Genomic DNA, 24229 nt, shown 5'->3' with positions numbered 1-24229 from the left:
GACGTGAGTCTTCATGCGCACTTTCCTTTCCTTCGGCCGCACGCTTGCGCTGGCCGCCGCCGTGCTGGCGCCTGCCGCGCACGCGAATAACGTGATCATCCTCAATTCGGCCGAAGCGACGCTTTCCCTGATCGACCAGCAGACCCGCCAGGTCGTCGGCACGATGCCGACCGGCAAGGAGCCGCACCACCTGATGGCGACGCCGGACAATTCGTCGCTGATCGTCGCGAATTCGGTCTCGAACAGCCTGATGTTCGTCGATCCGAAGACGGGCAAGCTGCAGCGGACGGTCGAAGGCATCGAGGATCCGTACCAGCTCGGCTTCTCGCCCGACAACAAGTGGTTCGTGTCGACCGGGCTGCGCCTCGACCGGCTCGACATCTACAGCTACGACGGCCGCGACCTGCATCTCGTGAAGCGCTTGCCGCTCGCGGTGATGCCGAGTCACATCGCGTTCACGAAGGACAGCAAGACCGTGCTCGTGTCGCTGCAGGTGTCCGGCGAGATCGCGGCGGTCGACCTCGCGACGCAGACGGTCAAGTGGAAGATGCCGGTCGGCAACGTGCCGGCGGGCCTGTGGATGACGCCGGACGACAAGTACCTGCTGGTCGGCATGACGGGCGCCGATTACGTCGCGGTCGTCGACTGGCGCAATCAGAAGGTCGTGAAGACCATCCAGACCGGCAAGGGCGCGCACAACTTCCGCTCGCTCGCGGACGGCACGCACGTCGCGATCACGAACCGGGTCGCGAACACGATCAGCATCATCGACGAGAACACGCTCACCAAGGTCGGCGACATCACCGGCCTGCTGCCGGGCCCGGACGACATGGAGCTGTCCGCCGACAAGAAGACGCTGTGGGTGACGTTCCGCTTCGCGAAGAAGGTCGGGATCATCGACCTGGCCTCGCGCAAGCTGGTGCAGACGATCTCCGTCGGCCGTTCGCCGCACGGCATCTACTTCTACGACCGCGCGCCGTGGAAGGCTGCGAACGGCGCGTGACGGGCGGAGGCGGACGATGCTGCACCTGATCGATGCGTTCGTGTCGGACATCCAGACCTGGCTGTACGTCGACGTCGTGCAGCCGCTCCTCTTCAAGTTCAACCTGATGGACTATGACGAGGACACCTACGACGCGCTGTACTGGGTGATCATCGGCGCACTCCAGATGGTGCTGATGTTCGCGCTGCTGCGCCCGCTCGAGGCGCTGGCGCCCGTCGAGCGCTGGAAGAACCGCCGCGCGGTGCGGGTCGACGTGATCTATACCGCGATCTCGAAGCTCGGCATCTACACGCTGTTCTTCTTCTTCGCGCTGCAGCCGGTGTTCGACCGCCTCCAGGCGTGGCTGCGCCTGCACGGCGTTGCGAACGTCAACCTCGATTATCTGTGGCCGGGCGTGACCTCGCGGCCGATCGTCGCGTTCGCGATCTACCTCGTCGTGCTCGACTTCGCCGGCTACTGGTATCACCGCTGGCAGCACAAGTTCGGCATCTGGTGGGAGCTGCACGCGGTGCATCACAGCCAGCGGCAGATGTCGTTGTGGTGCGACGACCGCAACCACCTGCTCGACAACGTGCTGCAATCGTGTTTCTTCGCGGCGATCGCGCTCGTGATCGGCGTGACGCCGTCGCAGTTCGTCGTGCTGACCGCGGTCACGAACTTCGTGCAGAGCATCCAGCATACGAATGCGCGGCTGTCGTTCGGCTGGCTCGGCGAGCGCCTGCTCGTGAGCCCGACCTTCCACCGGCGCCACCACGCGGTCGGCTACGGCCACGAAGGCACCAAGTACGGCTGCAACTTCGGCGTGCTGTTCCCGTGGTGGGACATGATGTTCGGCACCGCGTCGTGGAACCGCACGGTCGAGCCGACCGGCATCCGCGAGCAGGTCGAAGGCGTGTCCTACGGCGAAGGCTTCTGGGCGCAGCACGGCCTCGCGTTCGTGCGGATCTTCCGGCGCCTCTTTCCCGCGAAGCGCGGCGCGGCGTCGGCCTGAGCGCGTCACTTTCCCGTTGAACGGCTTTCCCGCACGGCCCGCATGCGCTTTGGCGCCTGCGGGCCGTGTGGTTTATCCTTTTCCCGTTTTTCATTGTCGATACAGGTTCGCATGAACGACTTGCTGCGCTCCTTCGTCCGGGCGTTCGCCAGCGCGCTGCACCCGCGCATGCTGTGGCTCACCCTGATGCCGTTCGTCGTCTCCGCGCTGCTGTGGGGCGTCGTGCTGTGGTTCTCGTGGCAGACGCTGATCGACGCCGCGCGCGGCGTGCTCGACGGCTTCGTGCTGACCGCGGCGCTGTACCGCGCGTTCGACGCGCTCGGGATGTCGCAGCTGCATGCGGTCGTCGCGCCGTTCGTCGTCGTGTCGCTCGCGATTCCGCTGATCGTGCTGACCGTGCTGCTGCTGATCGCGACGATCTCGATGCCGGTCGTGATCAGGCACCTGTCCAACCGGCAGTTCGCCGCGCTGGAGGCGAAGCGGGGCGGCACGTTCTTCGGCAGCGTGTTCAATTCGCTCGGCGCGGCGATCGTGGGCGTCGTGCTGCTCGTCGTCACGATTCCGCTGTGGCTGATCCCGCCGTTCTTCGCGCTGTTGCCGCCGGTGATCTGGGGCTGGCTCACGTACCGCGTGATGACCTACGACGCGCTCGCGCAGCACGCGAGCCGCGACGAACGCCGCGCGCTCGTGCGCCAGCATCGCTGGCCGCTGATCGGCATCGGCGTCGCGACCGGGCTGCTCGGCACCGTGCCGACCTTCGTGTGGGTGTCGTCGGTCTGGATGATGGTGCTGTTTCCGTTCGTGGCGGCGGCCATGATCTGGGTTTACGCTTTCATCCTCGTCTTCTCGGCGCTGTGGTTCGGGCACTATTGCCTGCGCGCGCTGGACGACCTGCGCGCGAGTTCGCGCGCCACCGCAATCGACATGGGGCAGGCATGAGCATCGGCATCATCATCATCGGCGACGAAATCCTTTCGGGCCGCCGGCAGGACAAGCATCTGGCGAAGGTCATCGAACTGCTCGGCGCGCGCGGCCTCGCGCTCGACTGGGCCGAATACGTCGGCGACGATCCGGCGCGGATCACCGCGACGCTCGCGCGCGCGATCGCGTCGGGCGACATCGTGTTCTCCACGGGCGGGATCGGCGCGACGCCGGACGACCACACGCGCCAGTGCGCGGCCGCCGCGCTCGGCGTGCCGCTCGTGCTGCATCCGGAAGCGAAGGCGCTGATCTCGGAGCGCATTCGCGAGACGCACACCGATGCGGCCACGCCGGTCGACTTCGAATCGCCGGAAAACCAGCATCGCTTCAACATGGGCGTGTTCCCGGCGGGCGCGACGATCATCCCGAACGGCTATAACCGGATTCCCGGTTTCTCGGTCGGCGATCTCCATTTCGTGCCGGGCTTCCCGGTGATGGCGTGGCCGATGATCGAATGGGTGCTCGACACGAAGTACCGGCATCTCCATCACGCGACGCCGCACGCGGAGCGCTCGCTGTACGTGTTCGAACTGCCGGAGTCGACGCTCACGCCGCTGATGGAGAAGATCGAGCGCGATTTCCCGAGCGTGCGCGTGTTCAGCCTGCCGAGCGTCGGCGATGCCGAGCGCGGCGGGATCTATGCGCGCCGGCATATCGACCTCGGCGTGAAGGGCGAGCCGGAGGCAGTCGCGGCCGCGTTCGTGAAGCTGCGCGAAGGCGTGCACCTGCTCGGCGGCGACGTGGTCGAACCGGAGGCGCCGCGCGCCTGAAGGCCTGAAGGCCGCGCGCGGCGATCGCGCATGCGGGCCGTGGCACGGCCCCGCAAAAACCACGGGCCGCGCAACGCGGCCCGTCATCGGGATGTCATCGCCCGGCTCGACGATGTGGCAGTCGGGCGTGCCTGGGCGGATGCGCCGTCAGGCGCCGATCCACGGCAGTTTCCGGAAGCACCAGCCGTCGACCGTCTTGCGGTGGCCTTCGGCATCCTTGCCGCCCTCGAAGCCTTCGAGCAGGTCGAAGGCTTTCGTGAAGCCGGCCTGCGTCGACGCGACCGCGGCGAGCTTCGAACGCGCGGCGCTGCGGCACAGGAACAGGATCGGCGTATCGGCCGGGAGGGCCGCTTTCAGTTGATCGATGAATTCGGCGTTCGGCACGCCGCCCGGATAGCGCGTCCATTCGAGGTGCAGGTACTGGCCGTCGCCGACGAGCGGGCGGCCGATCCAGTCGAGCTCGGCGCGGGTGCGCACGTCGACGAGGCGTGCCGACGGGTCGAGCTGCAGCAGTTCGAATGCCTCGGCCGGCAGCAGGGCGCCGGCATAGTTGAGCGCGCCTTGGGCGCGGCGTTCTTCGGCCTTCGCGTAAAGCTGGTCGAGCGTACTCATGGCAGGAGGTCTCCGTATCGGTCAAACGAACATTCTAGCGCGGCGCCGCCGCGCGGATGTCCGCGTGCCCGGTGGCGCATGCACCGCCCACGCGCTCACCAAAAGAGTGCAGAATGGCACGAACGCACCAAAAAGATTCGTCGACGCCGTCGCCTCCCCGGGATTGCACCGTTGCGGTGCGGAGGCGCCGCCGCCGGTGCGGCGCCCGGCCCCGGAATCGCGCAGCCGGGCCCCGCTACGGCGCGGGTCGGCGTGATTCGCGTCGGTTTTGCGATGGTTGGCACGGAAGCTGCTATATAGAATTCGGTCGACCCGGGGCACGCTGCGCCAAAGCCAGACTCCGGGCAGCTCGATAAACGAGGCGGTTCCCAGTCCGCCGGAATTGTTCAATCAGGAGAAGAGGTTATGAGTAAAACCGTCGCCGACGTCATGCAGCTCGTGAAGGACGAGGACGTCAAGTTTGTCGATTTCCGCTTCACGGATACGCGCGGCAAGGAACAGCACGTGTCGGTGCCGGTTTCGGCGTTTGACGAAGACAAGTTCGAAAGCGGCCATGCATTCGACGGCTCGTCGATCGCCGGCTGGAAGGGCATCGAGGCGTCGGACATGCTGCTCATGCCGGATCCGAGCGCCGCATTCGTCGACCCGTTCTATGAAGAGTCGACCCTCGTGCTGACCTGCGACGTGGTCGAGCCGGCCGACGGCAAGGGCTACGAGCGCGACCCGCGTTCGCTCGCGAAGCGCGGCGAAGCGTACCTGAAGAGCACGGGCATCGGCGACACCGCCTACTTCGGTCCGGAACCGGAATTCTTCATTTTCGACTCGGTCCAGTGGAACACGGACATGTCGGGCTGCTTCGTGAAGATCAACTCGGAAGAAGCACCGTGGTCTTCGGCCAAGGAATTCGAAGGCGGCAACACGGGCCACCGTCCGGGCACGAAGGGCGGCTACTTCCCGGTCGCGCCGGTCGACACGTTCCAGGACATGCGTTCGGAAATGTGCCTGCTGCTCGAACAGCTCGGCATCCCGGTCGAAGTGCACCACCACGAAGTGGCGGGCCAGGGCCAGAACGAAATCGGCACGAAGTTCTCGACGCTGGTTCAGCGCGCCGACTGGACGCAATGGTCGAAGTACATCATCCACAACGTCGCGCACTCGTACGGCAAGACGGCGACGTTCATGCCGAAGCCGGTCGTCGGCGACAACGGTTCGGGCATGCACGTTCACCAGTCGATCTGGAAGGACGGCCAGAACCTGTTCGCGGGTAACGGCTACGCGGGCCTGTCGGAACTGGCGCTGTTCTACATCGGCGGCATCATCAAGCACGCCCGTGCGCTGAACGCGATCACGAACCCGACGACGAACTCGTACAAGCGTCTGGTCCCGCACTTCGAAGCACCGGTCAAGCTCGCGTACTCGGCGCGCAACCGTTCGGCATCGATCCGCATTCCGCACGTGTCGAACCCGAAGGGTCGCCGTATCGAAACGCGCTTCCCGGATCCGATGGCGAACCCGTACCTGTGCTTCACGGCGCTGATGATGGCCGGCCTCGACGGGATCCAGAACAAGATCCATCCGGGCGAAGCCGCGGACAAGAACCTGTACGACCTGCCGCCGGAAGAGGACGCAAAGATCCCGACCGTCTGCGCAGGCCTCGACCAGGCACTGGAAGCGCTCGACAAGGATCGCGAGTTCCTGACGCGCGGTGGCGTGTTCACCGACGGCATGATCGATGCGTACCTCGCGCTGAAGGAGCAGGAGCTGGCGAAGTTCCGCATGACGACGCATCCGATCGAGTTCGAGATGTACTACTCGCTGTAATCGGCGATGGCGCTTCGATTCAGCGCCGTCATGCCGGTTCGTTCCCGTCGCGTGGCCTGCGGCGGGAACCGCGGAGTCTGAAGGGGGACGGCGTCCAGCCGTCCCTTTTTTGTTCCGAAAATTTCCAATTTCCGACCCGGTAACGCGCGACGACACGCACGATGGCTCTGAAGAATCTCATCAAGGCGAAGACGGGGCAGCCCGAGCGACTGACGGAAGACGAGCGGCTCGCGCGCTCGGGCCTGCTTGCGGGGCTGGAAGCGCTGCCGACGGCCGTGATCGTGCTCGACCGCAAGACGCTGCGGGTCGCGTTCGCGAACCCGTCCGCGGAGGCGATGCTCGACATCTCGCGCCGGCAGCTCGCGCAGCGGCCGTGGGGCGAGATTTTCCCCAATGCGAACGAACTCGCGTCGACGATCACCGCGATCGGCCAGGAGCGCTTTCACGCGACGCATCTCGATACCGTGCTCGACCGGCCCGGCCGCGAGCCGCTGCACGTGCATGCGATCGTCGGCTTCCTCGAGACCGTGCCCGATTTCGTGCTCGTCGAGCTGTTCGAGAACGAACGGCAGTCGCGCACCGATCGCGAGGAGCGCATCCACGACCTGACCGCGGTCAACAAGCAACTGATCCGCAACCTCGCGCACGAGATCAAGAACCCGCTCGGCGGCATTCGCGGCGCAGCCCAGCTGCTCGAATTCGAACTGAGCGGGCGCGAGCGCGGCGAGTTGCGCGAATACACGCAGGTGATCATCAAGGAGTCCGACCGCCTGCAGACGCTCGTCGACCGGTTGCTGGAGCCGCACCGGCATCCGCACATCGTCGGCGACGTGAACATTCATGAAGTATGCGAACGCGTGCGCGCGGTGATGCTCGCGGAATTTCCGCGCGGGCTCACCATCGAGCGCGACTACGACGTGAGCGTGCCGGACCTGCGCGGCGACAAGGAGCAGCTGATCCAGGCGCTGCTGAACATCGTGCGCAACGCGGCGCAGGCGCTGCGCGAGCGGATCGCGCAGGGCGACGCGAAGATCGAGCTGCGCACGCGTATCGCACGCAAGGTGACGATCGCGAAGCGCCTGTACAGGCTGGCACTGGACTTGCACGTGGTCGACAACGGGCCCGGCATTCCGGAGGAGATCCGCGACCGGATCTTCTACCCGCTCGTGTCCGGGCGCGACGACGGCAGCGGCCTCGGCCTCACGCTCGCGCAGACGTTCGTGCAGCAGCACGACGGGATGATCGAGGTCGAGAGCCGGCCCGGTCGTACCGAATTTCAGATCCTGCTGCCGCTCGATCATTGAGCGGCGGCATGGCGATTCACCGGATTCACCCATACCTGACCGACCTATGAAGCCGATCTGGATAGTAGACGACGATCAATCGATCCGCTGGGTGCTCGAAAAGGCACTCGCCCGGGACAGCTTCGCGACGAAGAGCTTCGCGAACGTGCGCGACGCGCTGGCCGCGCTCGACCACGAGACGCCGCAGGTGCTCGTGTCCGACATCCGGATGCCGGGCGGCTCCGGCCTCGAGCTGTTGCAGGCGATGCACGAGCGCCTGCCGGGCCTGCCCGTCATCATCATGACGGCGTTCTCCGATCTCGACAGCGCCGTCGCGGCGTTTCAGGGCGGCGCGTTCGAATATCTCGCGAAGCCGTTCGACGTCGACAAGGCGGTCGAGCTGATCCGCCGCGCGGTCGAGGAGAGCCTGCGCGGCGGCGCGCCGCAGGACGAGCGTGTGGCCGAAGCGCCCGAGATGCTCGGCCAGGCGCCCGCGATGCAGGACATGTTCCGCGCGATCGGCCGCCTGTCGCACTCGGCCGCGACCGTGCTGATCACCGGCGAGTCTGGCACCGGCAAGGAGCTCGTCGCGCGGGCGCTGCACCGTCACAGCCCGCGGGCCAACGGGCCGTTCATCGCACTGAATACCGCGGCGATTCCGAAGGACCTGCTCGAATCCGAACTGTTCGGCCACGAGCGCGGCGCGTTCACCGGCGCGCAGACGACGCGCCAGGGCCGCTTCGAGCAGGCCGAGAACGGCACGCTGTTCCTCGACGAAATCGGCGACATGCCGTTCGACCTGCAGACGCGCCTGTTGCGCGTGCTGTCGGACGGCCAGTTCTATCGGGTCGGCGGCCACAACCCGCTGCGCGCGAACGTGCGCGTGATCGCCGCGACGCACCAGAATCTCGAGTCGCGCGTGCGGCAGGGGCTGTTCCGCGAGGACCTTTACCACCGGCTCAACGTGATCCGGCTGCGGCTGCCGCCGCTGCGCGAACGCAGCGAGGACATCGCGCTGCTCACGCGCCACTTCCTGCAGAAGAGCGCGCGCGATCTCGGCGTCGAGCCGAAGCGCGTGTCCGACGAAGCGCTCGCGTATCTGACGTCGCTCACGTTTCCGGGCAACGTGCGTCAGCTCGAGAATCTCGCGAACTGGCTGACCGTGATGGCGCCCGCGCAGACGGTCGAGATCAAGGACCTGCCGCCCGACCTCGTGCCGGCAGGCGCGCCGGTGACGGCGACGGCCGATGGCGCGGATGCGCACGCCGGCACCGGCATGGGAGGTGGCGACATCGCGCGCGTGCAGCCGGCGGCGGGTGCGCCGTTGACGGCAGCCCCCGTCGCGGCCGCGCCGAACGGCGCGCCGGCCGGCTATCCGATGTGGGAAAGCGGGCTGCGCACGGAAGTCGCGCGGCTGTTGCGCGAGAATTCGGCCGACGTGATGGACGAGCTCGCGCGCCGCTTCGAGGCGGCCGTGATCCGCGAGGCGCTCGATTTCACGCGCGGCCGCAAGGTCGAGGCGGCGGAGCGGCTCGGCATCGGCCGCAACACGATCACGCGCAAGATCCAGGAACTGCATCTGGAGCCGTAAAGCCTCTGTCGCGGCATGCGCGTGCGTCGCGCATGCCGCGATCGGACATAATCGCGGTTTGCCGTTACGTGCGCTCCCGTCATGTCCGATTCCTTCCGCTGGCCCGCCGGCGCCGATCCCTTCCGTTTTCTCGAAGCGCTCGACAGCAAGCGTGCCCGTGCGTGGGTCGACGAGCAGAACGCGCGCACACGGGTCGCGCTGCGCGACGACGATGCGTATCGCGCGCTGACCGCGCGGCTCGCGCAGGCGTATCTGCCGCGCGAACGCCCGGTGATTCCGACCCGCTGGCGCGATTGGGCGTACGACCTGTGGCAGGACGATCTCCATCCGAAGGGTCTGTGGCGCCGCGCGCGCTGGGACGACTGGCGCGCGGGCCGGCCCGAGTGGGAAACGCTGCTCGACGTCGACGCGCTCGGCGCGCAAGAGGGCGAGTCGTGGGTGTTCGAGCAGGACGCGATCCTGTACCCGGACGGCGACCGCGCGCTGCTGTCGTTGTCGCCGGGCGGCGCCGACGCGGTCGTCGTGCGCGAATTCGACCTCGTGCAGCGCCGTTTCGTCGACGGCGGCTTCACGATCGACGTGCCCGGGAATCACACGATAGGCTGGATCGACCGCGATACCGTCTACGTGAGCTGGGATCGCGGCGAGGCGCATGCGACCGCCGCCGGCTATCCGTACGAAGCGCGCCGCTGGGTACGCGGCACGCCGCTCGCCGATGCGCCGGTGGTGTTCCGCGGCGAACCCGACGACATCAGCGCGGGCGCGGGGTTCGATCCGATCGACGGCCGCCACGTCGCGTGGCGCAGCGTCGATTTCTTCGACGCGCATGCATACCGGCTGACCGACGCGGGCGAGTGGGCGCGCTACGACGTGCCGACGCACGTCGAGGTCGGTTTCTGGGAAGGTTGGCTGATGCTGGAGCCGCGGCTCGACTGGGACTGCGGCGGCGTGCGTCACGCGGGCGGCTCGCTGCTCGCGATCCGCGAGCAGGCGTTCCTCGCCGGGTCGCGCGAGCTCACGACGCTGTTCGAGCCGCGGCCGACGACGTCCGCATGCACGTGGACGCACACGCGCACGATGCTGATCGCGAGCTGGCTCGACGACGTGCACAACCGCACGATGCTGTGGCAGCCGCGCCAGGGTGAGGACGGCGCGTGGACGTGGCACGCGCGGCCGTTCGAATGGCCGGGCGACGCGCAGATCGACGTCGAGCCGGTCGAGTCGACGCTGAACGACGACGTGTACGTGGACGTCGACACCTATCTCGATCCGCCCGAATGCTGGCTCGCCGATCTGGCCGACCGCGCGGCCGATGCGCCGTCGCGTCGCGTGCTGCTCGACCGGCCGCCGGTGCGATTCGATGCGGCCGGGCTCGTCGTGCGTCGCGCGAATGCCCGCTCGCGCGACGGCACGGTCGTGCCGTACACGCTGATCGGGCCGCGTGATGCGCTCGATGGCCTGGCGCATCCCGACGGCAGCGCCCGCGTCGCGCGGCCGTGCCTGCTGTCAGGCTATGGCGGCTTCGCGATTCCGAACCTGCCGGGCTACAGCGATGCACTCGGCATCGCATGGCTCGAACGCGGCGGCGTCGCGGCGTTCGCGCACATCCGCGGCGGCGGCGAATTCGGACCGGGCTGGCACGTCGACGCGCAACGCGAGCATCGGCAGCGCTCGTTCGACGACTTCATCGCGGTGGCCGAGGACCTGATCCGCACCGGCGTGACGACGGCTGCGCAACTCGGCATCGAGGGCGGCAGCAACGGCGGGCTGCTGGTCGGCGCATGCATGGTGCAGCGCCCGGAACTGTTCGGCGCGGTGCTGTGCCGCGTACCGTTGCTCGACATGCGGCGCTATCCGAAGCTGCACGCGGGCGCCGCATGGCTCGACGAGTACGGCGATCCGGACGATGCGCGCGAGGGCGCGGCGCTCGCCGCCTACTCGCCGTATCACCGCGTGCGCGAAGGCGTTGCGTATCCGCCGCTGCTGCTGACGACGTCGACCCGCGACGACCGCGTGCATCCCGCGCATGCGCGCAAGATGGCCGCGCGCATGCATGCGCTCGGACACGAACGGGTGTGGTACTGGGAGAACACCGACGGCGGCCACGGCAGCGCCGACGATCTGGAGCGTGCCGAATCCGATGCGGCGGAATTCGGCTTCCTGTGGGCGCATCTCGGGCCCGCGCCCGCGCGCGCTTGAGCGCAGGCGCGAGCGGGCAGGGCGTTCAGCTGACGACCGCGATCACGGGCGTGTGGTCGGACGGCTGTTCCCACGTGCGCGGCACGCGATCGACCTCGCACGACGTGCAGGTTTCGGCGAGCGCCGGCGACAGCAGGATGTGGTCGATGCGCAGCCCCGCGTTGCGGCGGAACGCGAACATCCGATAGTCCCACCACGTGAAGGTCTTCTCGGGCTGCTCGAAGCGGCGGAACGCATCGACGAAGCCGAGTTCGATCAGTTTCGCGAAATGCGCGCGCTCCTGCGGCGACACGAGGTTCTGACCTTCCCATTTCGCCGGGTCGTGCACGTCGCGATCTTCCGGCGCGATGTTGTAGTCGCCGAGCAGCGCGAGCTTCGGGTAGCGCTGCATCTCGGTGCCCAGCCACGCCTGCAGCGCGTCGAGCCACTGCATCTTGTAGACGAACTTGTCGGAGTCGGGTGCCTGGCCGTTCGGGAAATATGCGGACACGATGCGCACGCCTTCGACCGTCACGGCGACCACGCGCTGCTGCGCGTCGTCGAAGCCGGGGATGTTGCGCACGACGTCCGATTCGTCGACGGCGAGCGTGTCGCGCGCGAGGATCGCGACGCCGTTGTAGGTCTTCTGGCCCGCGAACCAGCTGCGGTAGCCGATCGCTTCGAGATCGGCGCGCGGATATTTCTCATCCGGCAGCTTCAGTTCCTGCAGGCACAGCACGTCGGCTCCGCTTTGCGCGAGCCAGTCGAGCACGTGCTGCTTGCGGACGTTGAGCGAGTTGACGTTCCAGGTGGCGATTTTCATGAACGGGAATGCGTGCGGGGTGAATGCGAAGGCCGCCATCTTACCGCGAGCACGGGGCGCGAACGCGCGCGACACACGATGCGAAGCCGGTGCCGTGCGTGTCGATATCGACGGCCTGCGAAGAATTTGTGACAAAAGTATTGACGTGAGTGCTTCATCACCCTATAATTTATTTCTCTGACGCGGGGTGGAGCAGTCTGGCAGCTCGTCGGGCTCATAACCCGAAGGTCGTAGGTTCAAATCCTACCCCCGCAACCAAGCACACCAGGCGATGTGCAGCGCAAGTGACCGATGCGCGCTTCGTCGACAGGAACCCGGCCCCGTGCCGGGTTTTTTGTTTTCAGCCCGCCGCCCACTCGACCGCCGCCTTCGCATGCAGCGCGGTCGTATCGAATACCGGCAGCGGCGCGTCGTCCGCGCCGATCAGCAGCGTGATTTCCGTACAGCCGAGTATCACAGCCTGTGCGCCGCGTTTCGCCAGTTCCCCGATGATCGACACGTAGGTCGCACGCGACCCGGCATCGATCACGCCGTGACACAGCTCGTCGTAGATGATCCGGTGCACGTCGTTGCGTGCGGATTCGTCCGGCACCAGCACGTCGAGGCCGAACTTGTCGCGCAGGCGCTCCGCATAGAACGGCAGCTCCATCGTGTAGCGCGTGCCGAGCAGCGCGACGCGCTCGACGCCGGCGGCGCGCAGCGCGGTGCCGGTCGGATCGGCGATGTGCAGGAACGGCAGCGATACGGCAGCCTCGATCGCGCCGTGCACGCGGTGCATCGTGTTGGTCGTCAGCACGACGAGATCGGCGCCGGCCGCTTCGAGCCGACGCGCGGCATCGGCCATCCGTTCGCCGAGCGCGGCCCAGTCCTGCGCGCGCTGCAGCGCTTCGATCTCCGCGAAATCCACCGTGACCAGCACGCTCTTCGCGTTGTGATGGCCGCCGTGCAGCGCCTTCGAATGGCGATTGATCATCCGGTAGTACTCGGCCGACGATTCCCAGCTCATTCCGCCGATGAGTCCGATCGTTTTCATCCGTCACCTGTGCGTTTCATATGTCGTGGCAGACGAGTATAGGGGGCGGCCCGGGCGCGCGGCGGTACGATCCGCGCGAAGCGGACCGGTACGGCATTGTCGGTCGGGGGTGGCCGGCGAGCGGGTGGAGGCGATCCGAGGCGTTCCGGCTGCGCCGGGCGTCGGCCGAACGCGGCAGCACGCGACAGTTGAAACGGCCACTGTGTTTTTGTACAGTATCGGCACCGTGAATCCGACCATCATCCCGCCTGCCGATCCGCGCGGGTCGCCGCCCGGCGACGCGCCGTCGCGCGTGCGCAAGATCATCCACTGCGACTGCGACTGCTTTTACGCGTCGGTCGAGATGCGCGACGACCCGTCGCTGCGCAACCGGCCGCTCGCCGTCGGCGGCCGGCCCGACCAGCGCGGCGTGATCGCGACCTGCAACTACGAGGCGCGGCGCTACGGCGTGCATTCCGCGATGTCGTCGGCGCTCGCGATGCGCAAGTGTCCGGACCTGCTGATCCTGCCGTCCGCGATGGACAAATACCGTGCGGCGTCGCGGCAGATCATGGCGATCTATCGCGACTACACGCACGACGTCGAGCCGCTGTCGCTCGACGAGGCATACCTCGACGTCAGCGGTTCGCAGCTGTGCCAGGGCAGCGCCACGCTGATTGCGCGGGAGATTCGCCAGCGCGTGTACGACACGGTCGGCGTGACGGTGTCGGCGGGTGTCGCGCCGAACAAGTTCATCGCGAAGATCGCGTCCGACTGGAACAAGCCCGACGGTCTGTTCGTCGTGCGCCCGCACGAGGTCGATGCGTTCGTCGCGGCGCTGCCGGTGCGCAAGCTGCACGGCGTCGGCCAGGTGACGGCCGCGCGGCTCGACCGGCTGGGCATCAAGACCTGCGCGCAGTTGCGCGGCTGGTCGCTGATCGACCTGCATCGCGAGTTCGGTGCGTTCGGCCGGCGGCTGTACCAGCTGGCGCGCGGCATCGACGAGCGGCCGGTGCGGGCCGACCAGGAGCGCAAGTCGGTCAGCGTCGAGACGACCTACGTGACCGACCTGACGACGCTCGAGCAATGCGCGGACGAGATCCGCCGCCTCGTCGTGCAGCTCGACGCGCGGATCGCGCGCGCGGGCGCGGCCCGCACGATCCGCAAGCTGTACGTAAAGATCCGCTTCGCCGATTTCCAGCGTACGACGGTCGAGTGCGTGGCCGACGCGACGAACGCGCAGACGGCCGTCACGCTGCTCGCGAAGGGGCTGCAACGGCGCGCGCAGGCCGTGCGGTTGCTCGGCGTGGGCGTGCGCATCGACGAGGACACGGCCGAGCGTCACGGGCAGTTTTCGCTGTTCGATGACGATGCGGACGAGGGGGCTGATAGTGACGATGTTGCTGCTGCCAACGCCAACGCGGCAACCGACGCGAACGAGGCGAACGAGGCGAACGAGGCGAACGCCGCCAACACCGCCAACGACGCCAACACCAAACCCCCCGCGCCATGAAAAAAGGCACCGCCGCAGCGGTGCCTTTCGACGCAGCCGGACAAGCCGGACAGCGCGCGCTCAGTGCGCGGGCGAGGCCATCCCGTTGTGACGCAGCAGCGCGTCGATTTCCGGCTCGCGGCCGCGGAACGCCTTGAACGAATCCATCGCCGGCCGGCTGCCGCCGACTTCGAGGATTTCGCGGCGATAGCGCGTGCCGGTCGCCGCGTCGAGCACGCTGCCGCTGGCGGCGGCCGCTTCCTCGAACGCCGCGTACGCGTCGGCCGACAGCACCTCGGCCCACTTGTAGCTGTAGTAGCCGGCCGCATAGCCGCCCGCGAAGATGTGGCTGAACGTGTTCGGCCAGCGCGAGAACGCGGCCTGCGGGATCACGTGGTAGCGCTCGTTGATCTCGCGCGCGAACGCATTCACGCCGGTCGTGCCGGACGGGTCGAAGTCGACGTGCAGCAGCATGTCGAACATCGAGAACACGATCTGGCGCAGCGTGCCGAGGCCGCTCTGGAAGTTCTTCGCGGCGATCATCTTGTCGAACAGCTCGCGCGGCAGCGCGGCGCCCGTATCGACGTGCGACGACATCGACGACAGCACGTCCCATTCCCAGCAGAAGTTTTCCATGAACTGCGACGGCAGCTCGACCGCATCCCATTCGACGCCGTTGATGCCCGACACGCCGAGCTCGTCGACGCGCGTGAGCATGTGATGCAGCCCGTGGCCGAATTCATGGAACAGCGTGATGACCTCGTCATGCGTGAAGCAGGCGGGCTTGCCGCCGACGGGTGCCGAGAAGTTGCAGGTCAGGTACGCGACCGGCGTCTGCACGGTGTCGCCGCGCTTGGCGCGCGCACGCGCATCGTCCATCCACGCGCCGCCGCGCTTGCCTTCGCGTGCGTACAGGTCGAGATAGAACTGCGCGACGAGCGAGCCGTCGCGGTTCTCCACGCGGAAGAAGCGCACGTCCTTGTGCCACACCGGTGCGTCGTCCGGCTTGATCCGCACGCCGAACAGCGTTTCGGTGACGTTGAACAGGCCCTTCAGCACGGCCGGTTCCGGGAAGTACTGCTTGACCTCGTTTTCCGAGAACGCGTAGCGCTGCTGACGCAGCCGCTCGGCCGCGAACGCGACGTCCCACGGAGCGAGCTCGGTCAGGCCGAGTTCCTTCGCGGCGAACGCGCGCAGTTCGTCCCAGTCCTTGTCCGCGTGCGGACGCGCGCGCGTCGCGAGATCCTCGAGGAACGCGATCACCTGTTGCGGCGATTCGGCCATCTTCGGCGCGAGCGATACTTCGGCGAAGTTGCGGTAGCCGAGCATCTGCGCCTCTTCGCGGCGCAGCTTAAGCTCGTCCGCGACGATCGCCGTGTTGTCCCACTCGGCCTTGCCGCCGCCGTATTGCGGCCCGAGTTCGGACGCGCGCGTCGCATACGCGCGGTACAGCGTCTCGCGCATCGCACGGTTCTCGGCGTACTGCAGCACCGGGAAGTAGGACGGAAAGTGCAGCGTGAACTTCCAGCCTTCCTTGCCTTCCTTCTGCGCGGCCTCGCGGGCCGCTTCGATCGCATCGCCCGGCAGGCCGGCCAGCTCGGCCTCGTCCTGCGCGAAATACGCATACGCGTTGGTCGCGTCGAGCACGTGGTCGGAGAATGCCTTCGACAGCGCGGCCTGCTGCTCCTGCAATTCCGCGAAACGCGGCTTCTGATCCTCGGGCAGCTCGGCGCCCGACAGGCGGAAATCGCGCAGGGCGTTGTCGAGGATCTTCTTGCGCTCGGCGGACAGCGTCGCGTATTCGGCGCTCGCGGCGATCGCCTTGTACTTCTCGTACAGCGCGAGGTTCTGGCCGACGCTCGACCAGAATTCGGTCACGCGCGGCAGGTTTTCGCCGTACGCGGCGCGCAGTTCCGGCGTATCGGCGACCGCGTTCAGGTGGCCGACGACGCCCCATGCGCGCCCGAGCGGCTCCGTCGCCTGCTCGACCGTCTCGACGATCGCGGCCCAGGTCGCCGGCGTCGCGGGTGCGCTCGCCGTGTCGACCGCGCGGTTGGCGGCATCGAGCAGCGTGTCGAGCGCGGGCGTCACGTGTTCCGGACGAATCTCGCCGAAGCGGGGCAGGCCGGAGAAATCGAGGAGCGGATTGGAATTGGCGCTGGCGGACATTAAGACTCCCTGTCTGTTGCCGGATGAACCGGGGTGAAAAGGGTGAGGCGCGATGCGGCGGCGCCCGATATCGACATTATTGGGGCGCAACGCGCGCTTTCCAATCGTTAGTTTCTAACGAGGCGATTGGCGGTGCGCGACGCAGAGCCGGAAAGGGTCGAAAGGGGCGGAATGAAGCGGAGCGCGGCAGTGTGGCAGGGCGCTGACGCGGCCGCGGCGGGCGGCCGGCGGGACGCCGGCGCACGCATGCGCGCCGGCTGGACGGGCGAGAGGGTCGAAGGCGCTCAGGCGGCCGCGGCGGCGCGCTCGGCGGCTTCGATCGTGTTGATCAGCAGCATCGTGATGGTCATCGGGCCGACGCCGCCCGGCACCGGCGTGATGTGGCCGGCGACTTCCTTCACGCCGGCGAAGTCGACGTCGCCGCACAGCTTGCCCGCATCGTCGCGGTTCATGCCGACGTCGATCACGGTCGCACCGGGCTTGACCATGTCTGCCGTCAGGATGTTGCGCTTGCCGACCGCGGCGACCACGACGTCGGCCTGGCGCGTGTGCGCGGCGAGGTCGCGCGTCTTGCTGTGGCAGATCGTCACGGTCGCGCCGGCTTCGAGCAGCAGCATCGCCATCGGCTTGCCGACGATGTTCGAGCGGCCGATCACGACGGCGTTGGCGCCTTGCAGCGGGATGCCGTGCGCTTCGAACATCTTCATCACGCCGTACGGCGTGCACGGGCGGAACAGCGGCTTGCCCGTCATCAGTGCGCCGGCGTTCGCGACGTGGAAACCGTCGACGTCCTTCTCCGGCGCGATCGCCTCGATCACCTTGTGGCTGTCGATGTGCGCGGGCAGCGGCAGCTGGACCAGGATGCCGTGGATCTTCGGGTCGCGGTTCAGTTCGTCGATGCGCGCGAGCAGGTCGGCTTCCGACAGCGTGTCGGGGTACGCATCCTTCAGCGAGAAGAAGCCGTTGTCCTCGCACGCCTTGATCTTGTTGCGCACGTAGACTTCGCTCGCCGGGTTGGCGCCGACGAGGATCACCGCGAGGCCGGGCTGGTGGCCGCGTGCGGTCAGGGCGGCGGCGCGTTCGGCGGCCTGCGCGCGCAAGGTCTTCGAGAGGGCGTTGCCGTCGATGAGGAGGGCTGTCATGGTGGTGGTCCTGCCGGGAAGTTGGAATGCGGGCGTACGGCGCGCGAAACGCCGCAGCAAAACACGGAATTATACCGGTCGCCTGCCGTCGTCCGACAGCGAATACAAGGAAAGCGTCATGGCGGCGGTGCCGGCGCCCCGGGAGGCGGCGCCGTGCCGTGCCGCGCGAGTGGGCCGCATCGCGCGGCGCGGCGGTGCGGCCGGCCGGGCAGGCGCCCGGCGGCCGCCCGCAACGTTCAGGCCTGCTTCTTCGACAGCGCGAGGCGCAGCAGATCGGCGACCGTGTTGACGTTGAGCTTTTCCATGATGTTCGCGCGGTGCGCTTCGACCGTCTTGATGCTGATCCCGAGATCGTCGGCGATCTGCTTGTTCAGGCGGCCGGCGATGATCCGCTCGAGCACCTGCTGCTCGCGCGCGGTCAGCTTCGACAGGCGCTCGCTCGCGGCGCGCTGTTCCTGGACGCTCTTGCTTTCGCTTCGGGCCTTGTCGAGCATCCGCTCGACGAGCTTGCGCAGCTCGGCCTCGTCGAACGGTTTCTCGATAAAGTCCATCGCACCCTTTTTCATCGTCGACACGGCCATCGGCACGTCACCGTGGCCCGTGACGAAGATGATCGGCAGCGCGGCGTTGTCGGCGATCAGGCGCTCCTGCAGCTCGAGGCCGCTCATGCCTGACATCCGCACGTCGAGGATCAGGCAGGCGATCTGGCCGGCCTGCTGCGCCGGCTGGTACGCATCGAGGAACTGCTCGGCGCTCGAGAAACATTGCACGCGATAGCCGTTCGCCTCCAGCAGCCAGCGCAGCGAGTCCCGTACGGCCTCGTCGTCGTCGACGACGAAGACAGTTTCCTGAGTGGTGGTGACAGGGCTATTCATAGTTCTCCCGTAACGGTATGTGATGCCGATGCCTCGCGCCCCCCTTGGCCGAGATCAGCGGGTTCCCCAATGGGCAGGCTGCAGTGGAATGTCGCGCCGGAAATGCGGCCGTCCGGTTCGACATTGTTGACCACCCACAGACGCCCCCGATGCGATTCGATGATCGAACGGCAGATGTTCAGCCCCATGCCCATGCCGTCGGACTTGGTGCTGTAAAACGGTTCGAACAGGCGTTCGGCGGTCGCTTCGTCGACGCCCGGACCCTGGTCGATCACGCGGATGTCGACGAAACCCGCGTCGATGTCGGCGACGACGCGGATCACGCCGTCCGCCGACGCCGGCTTCACGTCGGCCATCGCCTCGGCCGCGTTCTTCATCAGGTTCACGAGCACCTGCTCGATCAGCACGGGGTCGACATAAATAATAGGCATTCTTGCGAGGATTTCCGTGACGATCCGGATCCTGCGCTTCCTGGCCTCGATTTCGGCGAGCCCGACTGCGTCGGCGACGATGTCCGCGACCCGCGCCGGCTGGCGCTTCGGCTCGCTGCGCTTCACGAATTCACGGATCCGCTTGACGATCATCCCCGCGCGCAGCGCCTGCTGCGCGGTCTTTTCCAGCGCGGGCTGCAGCGTCTCGGGCGTGCCGCGGCCGCTTTTCACGAGCGCGAGCGTGCCCGAGCAATAGTTGTTGATCGCGGCGAGCGGCTGATTCAATTCGTGCGCAATCGACGACGCCATTTCACCCATCGTCATCAATCGGCTCGTGAACTGCAGCTTCTCTTCCTGCTGGTGCGCGAGTTCCTGCGCCTTCTTGCGGGTCGTGATGTCGGTCGCGATCTGCATCTGCGCGAGGTGGCCGTCCACCCACTGGATGTACTGGCGGCGCACCTCGAACCACTTCTGGATGCTCTCGACGTACACCTCCTGCGCGTCTGCCGTGCTGCTCGTCAGCGCGGCGGCCGGAAGGCCCGCGAACGCATCGACCATGTCGATCGAGTCGGACGACGCCTGCGCGCGGTCGAAGCCGCCGCCCGACAGCTCGAGGTGGCCGTCCGGGCGGATCCCGAATAGGTGGCGGTAGTAGCGGTTCGCGAACAGCAGCTCGGCTTCGTCGGCGGCCAGCACCGATACCGCGGCGTCGAGGCTTTCGAGCACCGTCGTGAAGCGCTCGTGCGCGGCCGCGAGTTCCTCGCGCGCGCGCTTCGGCTCGGTGATGTCGGTCATCGACGACATCCAGCCGGTCTGGCGGCCCGAGCTGTCGATCAGCGGCGAAACGTAGAGGCGCGCATGGAACAGCGTGCCGTTCTTGCGCCGCACGCGCAGTTCGAAGCCCGAGCTCGGTGCCTTGCCGCGCAGCGTCATGTCGAGCTGGCGCTGCATTTCGGGATACGAGTCGCGCGGCCAGTAGGGGAACGGTGCGACCTTGCCGACGAGGTCGGTTTCGTCCCAGCCCGTCATCCGGCAGAACGCGGGGTTCACGTGCGTGATGCGGCCGTGCATGTCGAGCACGCGCATGCCGATCAGCACCGAATTCTCCATCGCGCGGCGGAAGAACGCCTCCGCGTACAGCGCCTGCTGTGCCTCGAAGCGTTGGCGCGTGTGCTTCCACAGGCTCCAGAGGCTCCACAGCACGAAGCACGACAGGCCGGCCACGAGCCACACGAGCGTGTTGTTGGTCAGGTTCGTGAGCTGCGGGAACGCGTACACGCGCACGGTCAGCCCCTGGCCGGGCGGGTCGAGCGGCAGGTCGTAGTGGGAGTCGCGCGGCAGGCGCGGGCGCGTCGACGTGGACGACAGCTCGCGGTTGTTCGAGTCGGTGATCGAGATCTTGTACTTCGACGACAGCTCCTGCGGGATGTCGTGCTTCAGGATCCCTTCGACCGAGAACACCGCGGCGAGCGAGCCGAGATATTCGCGGTCGCCGCGCATCACGGGCGTCTGCAGCGTGATGAAGCCGTTGCCGAAGTCGTCGTAGATCAGCGGCGAATAGGCCTGGCGGCGCGTGCTGCGCGCTTCGTCGTACGCGCCGCGCACGGCGTCCTGCATCTGCGCGTCGCCGGGTTTCGCGAGCCGCTGGCCGAGCAGTGGAGGATGCACGGTCGGCCAGCGCTGCACGCCGGGCGCGGTGTACCAGTTCAGATAGAGGATTTCCGGATGCGTCTGCATCACGTCCGCGACGGCCATCTGGAATGCGTTCTGGTCGAGGCGGCCGGACGCGAGATCGCGCGACAGCGCCTGCAGTTGCTCCTGCGCGCCCGTCATCGACAGGCGGATCTGCTGCTGCGCCCACGCGACGTTACGGAACAGGGTGTCTTCCTGCTGCTGCTGTTCGCGGCGATTGAGGCTCCATAGAATGAGGCTCATCACCACGAGGAACACGAGGATCGACAGCAGCGGCGTCAGCAAATAGGAATTGGACCACCACGGTCCGTGGTGCCAGCGGGACGGCTGCGACTCCGCCGGCGGGCCCGACGGTCGCGCCGAGCGTGCGAAAAGCCGATCGGTCAACATGGCAGGATTGTAGCGCAGCGCAATACATGGAAAACCTATACCGGATATGTTGAACGGAAACGGATTTATGCCCGCGGCGCGTGCCGCAGAGGCCCGCCGCAAGGGTGCAGCGCAGCAATATTCCGCATTACGAGAAAAGATCTCATAATTCGAAAATTCTGTTGCGCGGGGCCGGCGACGCTCATTACAATCCGTCGGAGCTTGCCCGCAGGCCGCGCCGCGTCGTCTGCACGAGAGCGATCCTCACATTCCAGGACCCAGGAGACGAGAATGTCCGCTGTACCGAACGAAGTGATGAAATATGTCGCCGCCGAACGTGACGACGACCCGCAAGAAACCGTTGAATGGCTCGAGTCGCTCGACGGCGTGATCTCCTCGGTGGGCACCGGCCGCGCGCATTACCTGATCGAAAAGCAGATCGAGTTTGCCCGCATGCACGGCGAACACCTGCCGTTCTCCGCCAACACCCCGTACATCAACACGATCCCGGTCGAAGCCCAGGCGAAGATTCCGGGCGACCAGGACCTCGAGCACCGCATCCGTTCGTACACGCGCTGGAACGCGCTGGCGATGGTGCTGCGCGCCGGCAAGGACACGAACGTCGGCGGCCACATCGCGTCGTTCGCATCGGCCGCGACGCTCTATGACGTCGGCTACAACCACTTCTGGCACGCGGCGTCCGACCAGCACGGCGGCGATCTCGTGTTCGTGCAGGGCCACTCGTCGCCGGGCGTGTACTCGCGCGCGTTCCTGCTCGGCCGCCTGTCGGAAGAGCAGCTCGACAACTTCCGCCAGGAAGTCGACGGCAAGGGCATCTCGTCGTACCCGCACCCGTGGCTGATGCCGGACTTCTGGCAGTTCCCGACGGTGTCGATGGGTCTCGGCCCGATCATGGCGATCTACCAGGCACGCTTCATGAAGTACCTGGAATCGCGCGGCATCGCGAAGACCGCCGGCCGCAAGGTCTGGGCGTTCCTCGGCGACGGCGAGACGGACGAGCCGGAATCGCTCGGCGCGATCGGCATGGCGAGCCGCGAGAAGCTCGACAACCTCGTGTTCGTGATCAACTGCAACCTGCAGCGTCTCGACGGCCCGGTGCGCGGCAACGGCAAGATCATCCAGGAACTGGAATCGGAATTCCGCGGCGCCGGCTGGAACGTGATCAAGGTCATCTGGGGCAGCCGCTGGGATGCGCTGTTCGCCCGCGACAAGACGGGCGCGCTGATGCGCCGCATGATGGAAGTCGTCGACGGCGAATACCAGACGTACAAGTCGGAGTCGGGCGCGTTCGTACGCGAACACTTCTTCAACACGCCTGAACTGAAGGCGCTCGTCGCCGACTGGTCGGACGACGACATCTGGGCGCTGAACCGCGGCGGCCACGATCCGCACAAGATCTACGCGGCGTTCCACGAAGCGACCAACACGAAGGGCGCGCCGACCGTCATCCTCGCGAAGACCATCAAGGGCTACGGGATGGGCGAGTCGGGCCAGGCGATGAACATCACGCACCAGCAGAAGAAGCTGCCGGTCGAGCAACTGAAGAAGTTCCGTGACCAGTTCCGCCTGCCGATCACCGACGAGCAGATCGCCGACGTGCCGTACCTGAAGTTCGAGGAAGGCTCGAAGGAACTCGAATACATGCGCCAGAAGCGCATGGACCTCGGCGGCTACCTGCCGCATCGCCGCGAGAAGGCGACGTCGCTGCCGGTGCCGGCGCTCGACGCATTCGAGCCGCTGCTGAAGGGCACGGGCGAAGGCCGCGAGATCTCGACGACGATGGCGTTCGTGCGGATCCTGAACATCCTGCTGAAGGACAAGGCGCTCGGCAAGCGCGTCGTGCCGATCGTCCCGGACGAATCGCGTACGTTCGGCATGGAAGGCCTGTTCCGCCAGATCGGTATCTGGAACCAGGAAGGCCAGAAGTACGTGCCGGAAGATTCCGACCAGCTGATGTTCTACAAGGAATCGGAAACCGGCCAGATCCTGCAGGAAGGCATCAACGAAGCGGGCGGCATGTGCGACTGGATCGCGGCAGCGACGTCGTATTCGACGCACGGCGAGATCATGGTGCCGTTCTACATCTTCTATTCGATGTTCGGCTTCCAGCGGATCGGCGACCTGGCATGGGCGGCGGGCGACATGCGCTCGCGCGGCTTCCTGCTCGGCGGTACCGCGGGCCGCACGACGCTGAACGGCGAAGGCCTGCAGCACGAAGACGGTCACTCGCTCCTGTGGGCCGCATCGGTGCCGAACTGCATCAGCTACGACCCGACGTTCGGCTACGAACTCGCGGTGATCGTCCAGGACGGCCTGCGCCGCATGGTGCAGGAGCAGGAAGACGTGTACTACTACATCACGGTGATGAACGAGAACTACGAGCACCCGGCGATTCCGCAGGGCGAGCACGTAGCGGCCGACATCATCAAGGGCATGTACGCGTTCAAGAAGGCCGACGCGGACGCGAAGGCGCCGCGCGTGCAATTGCTCGGCGCGGGCACGATCTTCAACGAAGTGATCGCTGCCGCCGACCTGCTGAAGAACGACTGGGGCGTCGCGGCCGACCTGTGGAGCGTGCCGAGCTTCACCGAACTCGCGCGCGAAGGCCACGAGATCGAGCGCTGGAACCTGCTCCATCCGACCGAGGAGCGTCGCCTGTCGCACGTGCAGAAGTGCCTGAAGGACACGCAGGGTCCGGTCATCGCGTCGACCGACTACGTGCGCGCGCTGGTCGACCAGATCCGCGGCCAGATCGACCGCCGCTTCGTCGTGCTGGGCACGGACGGCTTCGGTCGTTCGGACACCCGCGAGAAGCTGCGTCACTTCTTCGAAGTCGACCGTCACTGGGTCACCGTCGCCGCGCTGAACGCGCTGGCCGACGAAGGCACGATCGAGCGCAAGGTGGTCGCGGACGCGATTGCCAAGTACAACCTCGATCCGTCCAAGCCCAACCCGATGACCGTTTAACGCACA

At 66.9% G+C, this 24229-nt stretch carries 17 protein-coding genes and 1 tRNA gene; 11 read left to right on the top strand and 7 right to left on the bottom strand.

Annotated elements, in window-relative coordinates:
* Positions 1 to 13: 13 nt before the first annotated feature.
* The 4 genes from DID98_RS04110 to DID98_RS04095 all read left to right on the top strand — a co-directional run bounded on the left by DID98_RS04110 (position 14) and on the right by DID98_RS04095 (position 3745).
* Positions 14 to 1003: a beta-propeller fold lactonase family protein gene (locus tag DID98_RS04110; protein ID WP_044847670.1), complete on the top strand. Its 990-nt coding sequence runs from the start codon at positions 14 to 16 to the stop codon at positions 1001 to 1003.
* 16 nt (positions 1004 to 1019) lie between these two features.
* Positions 1020 to 1994 (top strand): sterol desaturase family protein, encoded by a 975-nt coding sequence (locus DID98_RS04105; protein ID WP_124488325.1) that lies wholly within the window; start codon positions 1020 to 1022, stop codon positions 1992 to 1994.
* 111 nt (positions 1995 to 2105) lie between these two features.
* On the top strand, positions 2106 to 2933 hold the full coding sequence (locus tag DID98_RS04100; RefSeq protein ID WP_124570271.1) for an EI24 domain-containing protein: 828 nt from the start codon (positions 2106 to 2108) through the stop codon (positions 2931 to 2933).
* Positions 2930 to 3745, top strand: coding sequence for a molybdopterin-binding protein (locus tag DID98_RS04095; RefSeq protein ID WP_044849103.1), 816 nt, complete (start codon positions 2930 to 2932; stop codon positions 3743 to 3745). Before DID98_RS04100 ends, DID98_RS04095 begins: the two co-directional genes overlap by 4 nt.
* A 147-nt stretch (positions 3746 to 3892) precedes the next feature.
* On the opposite strand, the gene DID98_RS04090 is transcribed toward DID98_RS04095, so the two are convergent.
* Positions 3893 to 4357, bottom strand: a complete 465-nt coding sequence (locus DID98_RS04090; protein WP_044849104.1) for a rhodanese-like domain-containing protein — start codon at positions 4355 to 4357, stop codon at positions 3893 to 3895.
* 405 nt (positions 4358 to 4762) lie between these two features.
* On the opposite strand from DID98_RS04090, the gene glnA reads away from it, so the two are divergent.
* From glnA to DID98_RS04070, 4 genes are all read left to right on the top strand, one after another.
* Positions 4763 to 6178, top strand: coding sequence for a type I glutamate--ammonia ligase (gene glnA, locus DID98_RS04085; protein WP_044849105.1), 1416 nt, complete (start codon positions 4763 to 4765; stop codon positions 6176 to 6178).
* Between the two features lie 161 nt (positions 6179 to 6339).
* Complete coding sequence (gene glnL / locus DID98_RS04080; RefSeq protein WP_044849106.1) at positions 6340 to 7482, top strand: nitrogen regulation protein NR(II); 1143 nt, start codon at positions 6340 to 6342, stop codon at positions 7480 to 7482.
* 46 nt (positions 7483 to 7528) lie between these two features.
* Positions 7529 to 9052, top strand: a complete 1524-nt coding sequence (gene ntrC, locus DID98_RS04075) for a nitrogen regulation protein NR(I) (protein ID WP_124570270.1) — start codon at positions 7529 to 7531, stop codon at positions 9050 to 9052.
* A gap of 81 nt (positions 9053 to 9133) precedes the next feature.
* Entirely contained in the window at positions 9134 to 11251 is a 2118-nt protein-coding gene (locus tag DID98_RS04070; protein ID WP_124570269.1) for a prolyl oligopeptidase family protein, read from the top strand.
* A 25-nt stretch (positions 11252 to 11276) separates the two neighbouring features.
* Here the strand turns inward: DID98_RS04070 and xth are convergent, their stop codons facing one another.
* Positions 11277 to 12053, bottom strand: a complete 777-nt coding sequence (gene xth, locus DID98_RS04065) for an exodeoxyribonuclease III (protein WP_221622524.1) — start codon at positions 12051 to 12053, stop codon at positions 11277 to 11279.
* Between the two features lie 181 nt (positions 12054 to 12234).
* On the opposite strand from xth, the gene DID98_RS04060 reads away from it, so the two are divergent.
* Positions 12235 to 12311, top strand: a tRNA-Met gene (locus tag DID98_RS04060).
* 82 nt (positions 12312 to 12393) lie between these two features.
* Here the strand turns inward: DID98_RS04060 and DID98_RS04055 are convergent.
* Entirely contained in the window at positions 12394 to 13086 is a 693-nt protein-coding gene (locus DID98_RS04055; RefSeq protein WP_124488321.1) for an aspartate/glutamate racemase family protein, read from the bottom strand.
* Positions 13087 to 13288: 202 nt separating this feature from the next.
* On the opposite strand from DID98_RS04055, the gene dinB reads away from it, so the two are divergent.
* Entirely contained in the window at positions 13289 to 14578 is a 1290-nt protein-coding gene (dinB, locus tag DID98_RS04050; protein ID WP_124570268.1) for a DNA polymerase IV, read from the top strand.
* 60 nt (positions 14579 to 14638) lie between these two features.
* On the opposite strand, the gene DID98_RS04045 is transcribed toward dinB, so the two are convergent.
* The 4 genes from DID98_RS04045 to fixL form a co-directional block, all read right to left on the bottom strand.
* Positions 14639 to 16726, bottom strand: a complete 2088-nt coding sequence (locus DID98_RS04045) for a M3 family metallopeptidase (RefSeq protein ID WP_124570267.1) — start codon at positions 16724 to 16726, stop codon at positions 14639 to 14641.
* Between the two features lie 284 nt (positions 16727 to 17010).
* Complete coding sequence (gene folD, locus DID98_RS04040; protein WP_124522157.1) at positions 17011 to 17868, bottom strand: bifunctional methylenetetrahydrofolate dehydrogenase/methenyltetrahydrofolate cyclohydrolase FolD; 858 nt, start codon at positions 17866 to 17868, stop codon at positions 17011 to 17013.
* Between the two features lie 236 nt (positions 17869 to 18104).
* A complete protein-coding gene (gene fixJ / locus DID98_RS04035) occupies positions 18105 to 18743 on the bottom strand; it encodes an oxygen response regulator transcription factor FixJ (protein WP_006493245.1) in 639 nt (212 codons plus the stop codon).
* Positions 18740 to 21256, bottom strand: a complete 2517-nt coding sequence (fixL, locus tag DID98_RS04030) for an oxygen sensor histidine kinase FixL (RefSeq protein WP_124488317.1) — start codon at positions 21254 to 21256, stop codon at positions 18740 to 18742. The genes fixJ and fixL overlap by 4 nt, the downstream gene beginning before the upstream one ends.
* Positions 21257 to 21526: 270 nt before the next feature.
* On the opposite strand from fixL, the gene aceE reads away from it, so the two are divergent.
* Entirely contained in the window at positions 21527 to 24223 is a 2697-nt protein-coding gene (gene aceE, locus DID98_RS04025; protein ID WP_044849249.1) for a pyruvate dehydrogenase (acetyl-transferring), homodimeric type, read from the top strand.
* Positions 24224 to 24229 lie beyond the last annotated feature (6 nt).

Origin of the sequence: Burkholderia sp. Bp8984, assembly GCF_003853755.1 — a bacterium.
Classification (GTDB): domain Bacteria; phylum Pseudomonadota; class Gammaproteobacteria; order Burkholderiales; family Burkholderiaceae; genus Burkholderia.
Note: the sequence above shows the minus strand (reverse complement) of the source record. Positions and strands in the feature narration are given on the sequence as shown.

Excerpts from the sequence above, each read along its gene's own strand:
- DID98_RS04110 (WP_044847670.1), top strand. The coding sequence starts at position 14 with ATGCGCACTTTCCTTTCCTTCGGCCGCACGCTTGCGCTGGCCGCCGCC.
- DID98_RS04105 (WP_124488325.1), top strand. The coding sequence starts at position 1,020 with ATGCTGCACCTGATCGATGCGTTCGTGTCGGACATCCAGACCTGGCTG.
- DID98_RS04100 (WP_124570271.1), top strand. The coding sequence starts at position 2,106 with ATGAACGACTTGCTGCGCTCCTTCGTCCGGGCGTTCGCCAGCGCGCTG.
- DID98_RS04095 (WP_044849103.1), top strand. The coding sequence starts at position 2,930 with ATGAGCATCGGCATCATCATCATCGGCGACGAAATCCTTTCGGGCCGC.
- DID98_RS04090 (WP_044849104.1), bottom strand. The coding sequence starts at position 4,357 with ATGAGTACGCTCGACCAGCTTTACGCGAAGGCCGAAGAACGCCGCGCC.
- glnA (WP_044849105.1), top strand. The coding sequence starts at position 4,763 with ATGAGTAAAACCGTCGCCGACGTCATGCAGCTCGTGAAGGACGAGGAC.
- glnL (WP_044849106.1), top strand. The coding sequence starts at position 6,340 with ATGGCTCTGAAGAATCTCATCAAGGCGAAGACGGGGCAGCCCGAGCGA.
- ntrC (WP_124570270.1), top strand. The coding sequence starts at position 7,529 with ATGAAGCCGATCTGGATAGTAGACGACGATCAATCGATCCGCTGGGTG.
- DID98_RS04070 (WP_124570269.1), top strand. The coding sequence starts at position 9,134 with ATGTCCGATTCCTTCCGCTGGCCCGCCGGCGCCGATCCCTTCCGTTTT.
- xth (WP_221622524.1), bottom strand. The coding sequence starts at position 12,053 with ATGAAAATCGCCACCTGGAACGTCAACTCGCTCAACGTCCGCAAGCAG.
- DID98_RS04055 (WP_124488321.1), bottom strand. The coding sequence starts at position 13,086 with ATGAAAACGATCGGACTCATCGGCGGAATGAGCTGGGAATCGTCGGCC.
- DID98_RS04045 (WP_124570267.1), bottom strand. The coding sequence starts at position 16,726 with ATGTCCGCCAGCGCCAATTCCAATCCGCTCCTCGATTTCTCCGGCCTG.
- folD (WP_124522157.1), bottom strand. The coding sequence starts at position 17,868 with ATGACAGCCCTCCTCATCGACGGCAACGCCCTCTCGAAGACCTTGCGC.
- fixJ (WP_006493245.1), bottom strand. The coding sequence starts at position 18,743 with ATGAATAGCCCTGTCACCACCACTCAGGAAACTGTCTTCGTCGTCGAC.
- fixL (WP_124488317.1), bottom strand. The coding sequence starts at position 21,256 with ATGTTGACCGATCGGCTTTTCGCACGCTCGGCGCGACCGTCGGGCCCG.
- aceE (WP_044849249.1), top strand. The coding sequence starts at position 21,527 with ATGTCCGCTGTACCGAACGAAGTGATGAAATATGTCGCCGCCGAACGT.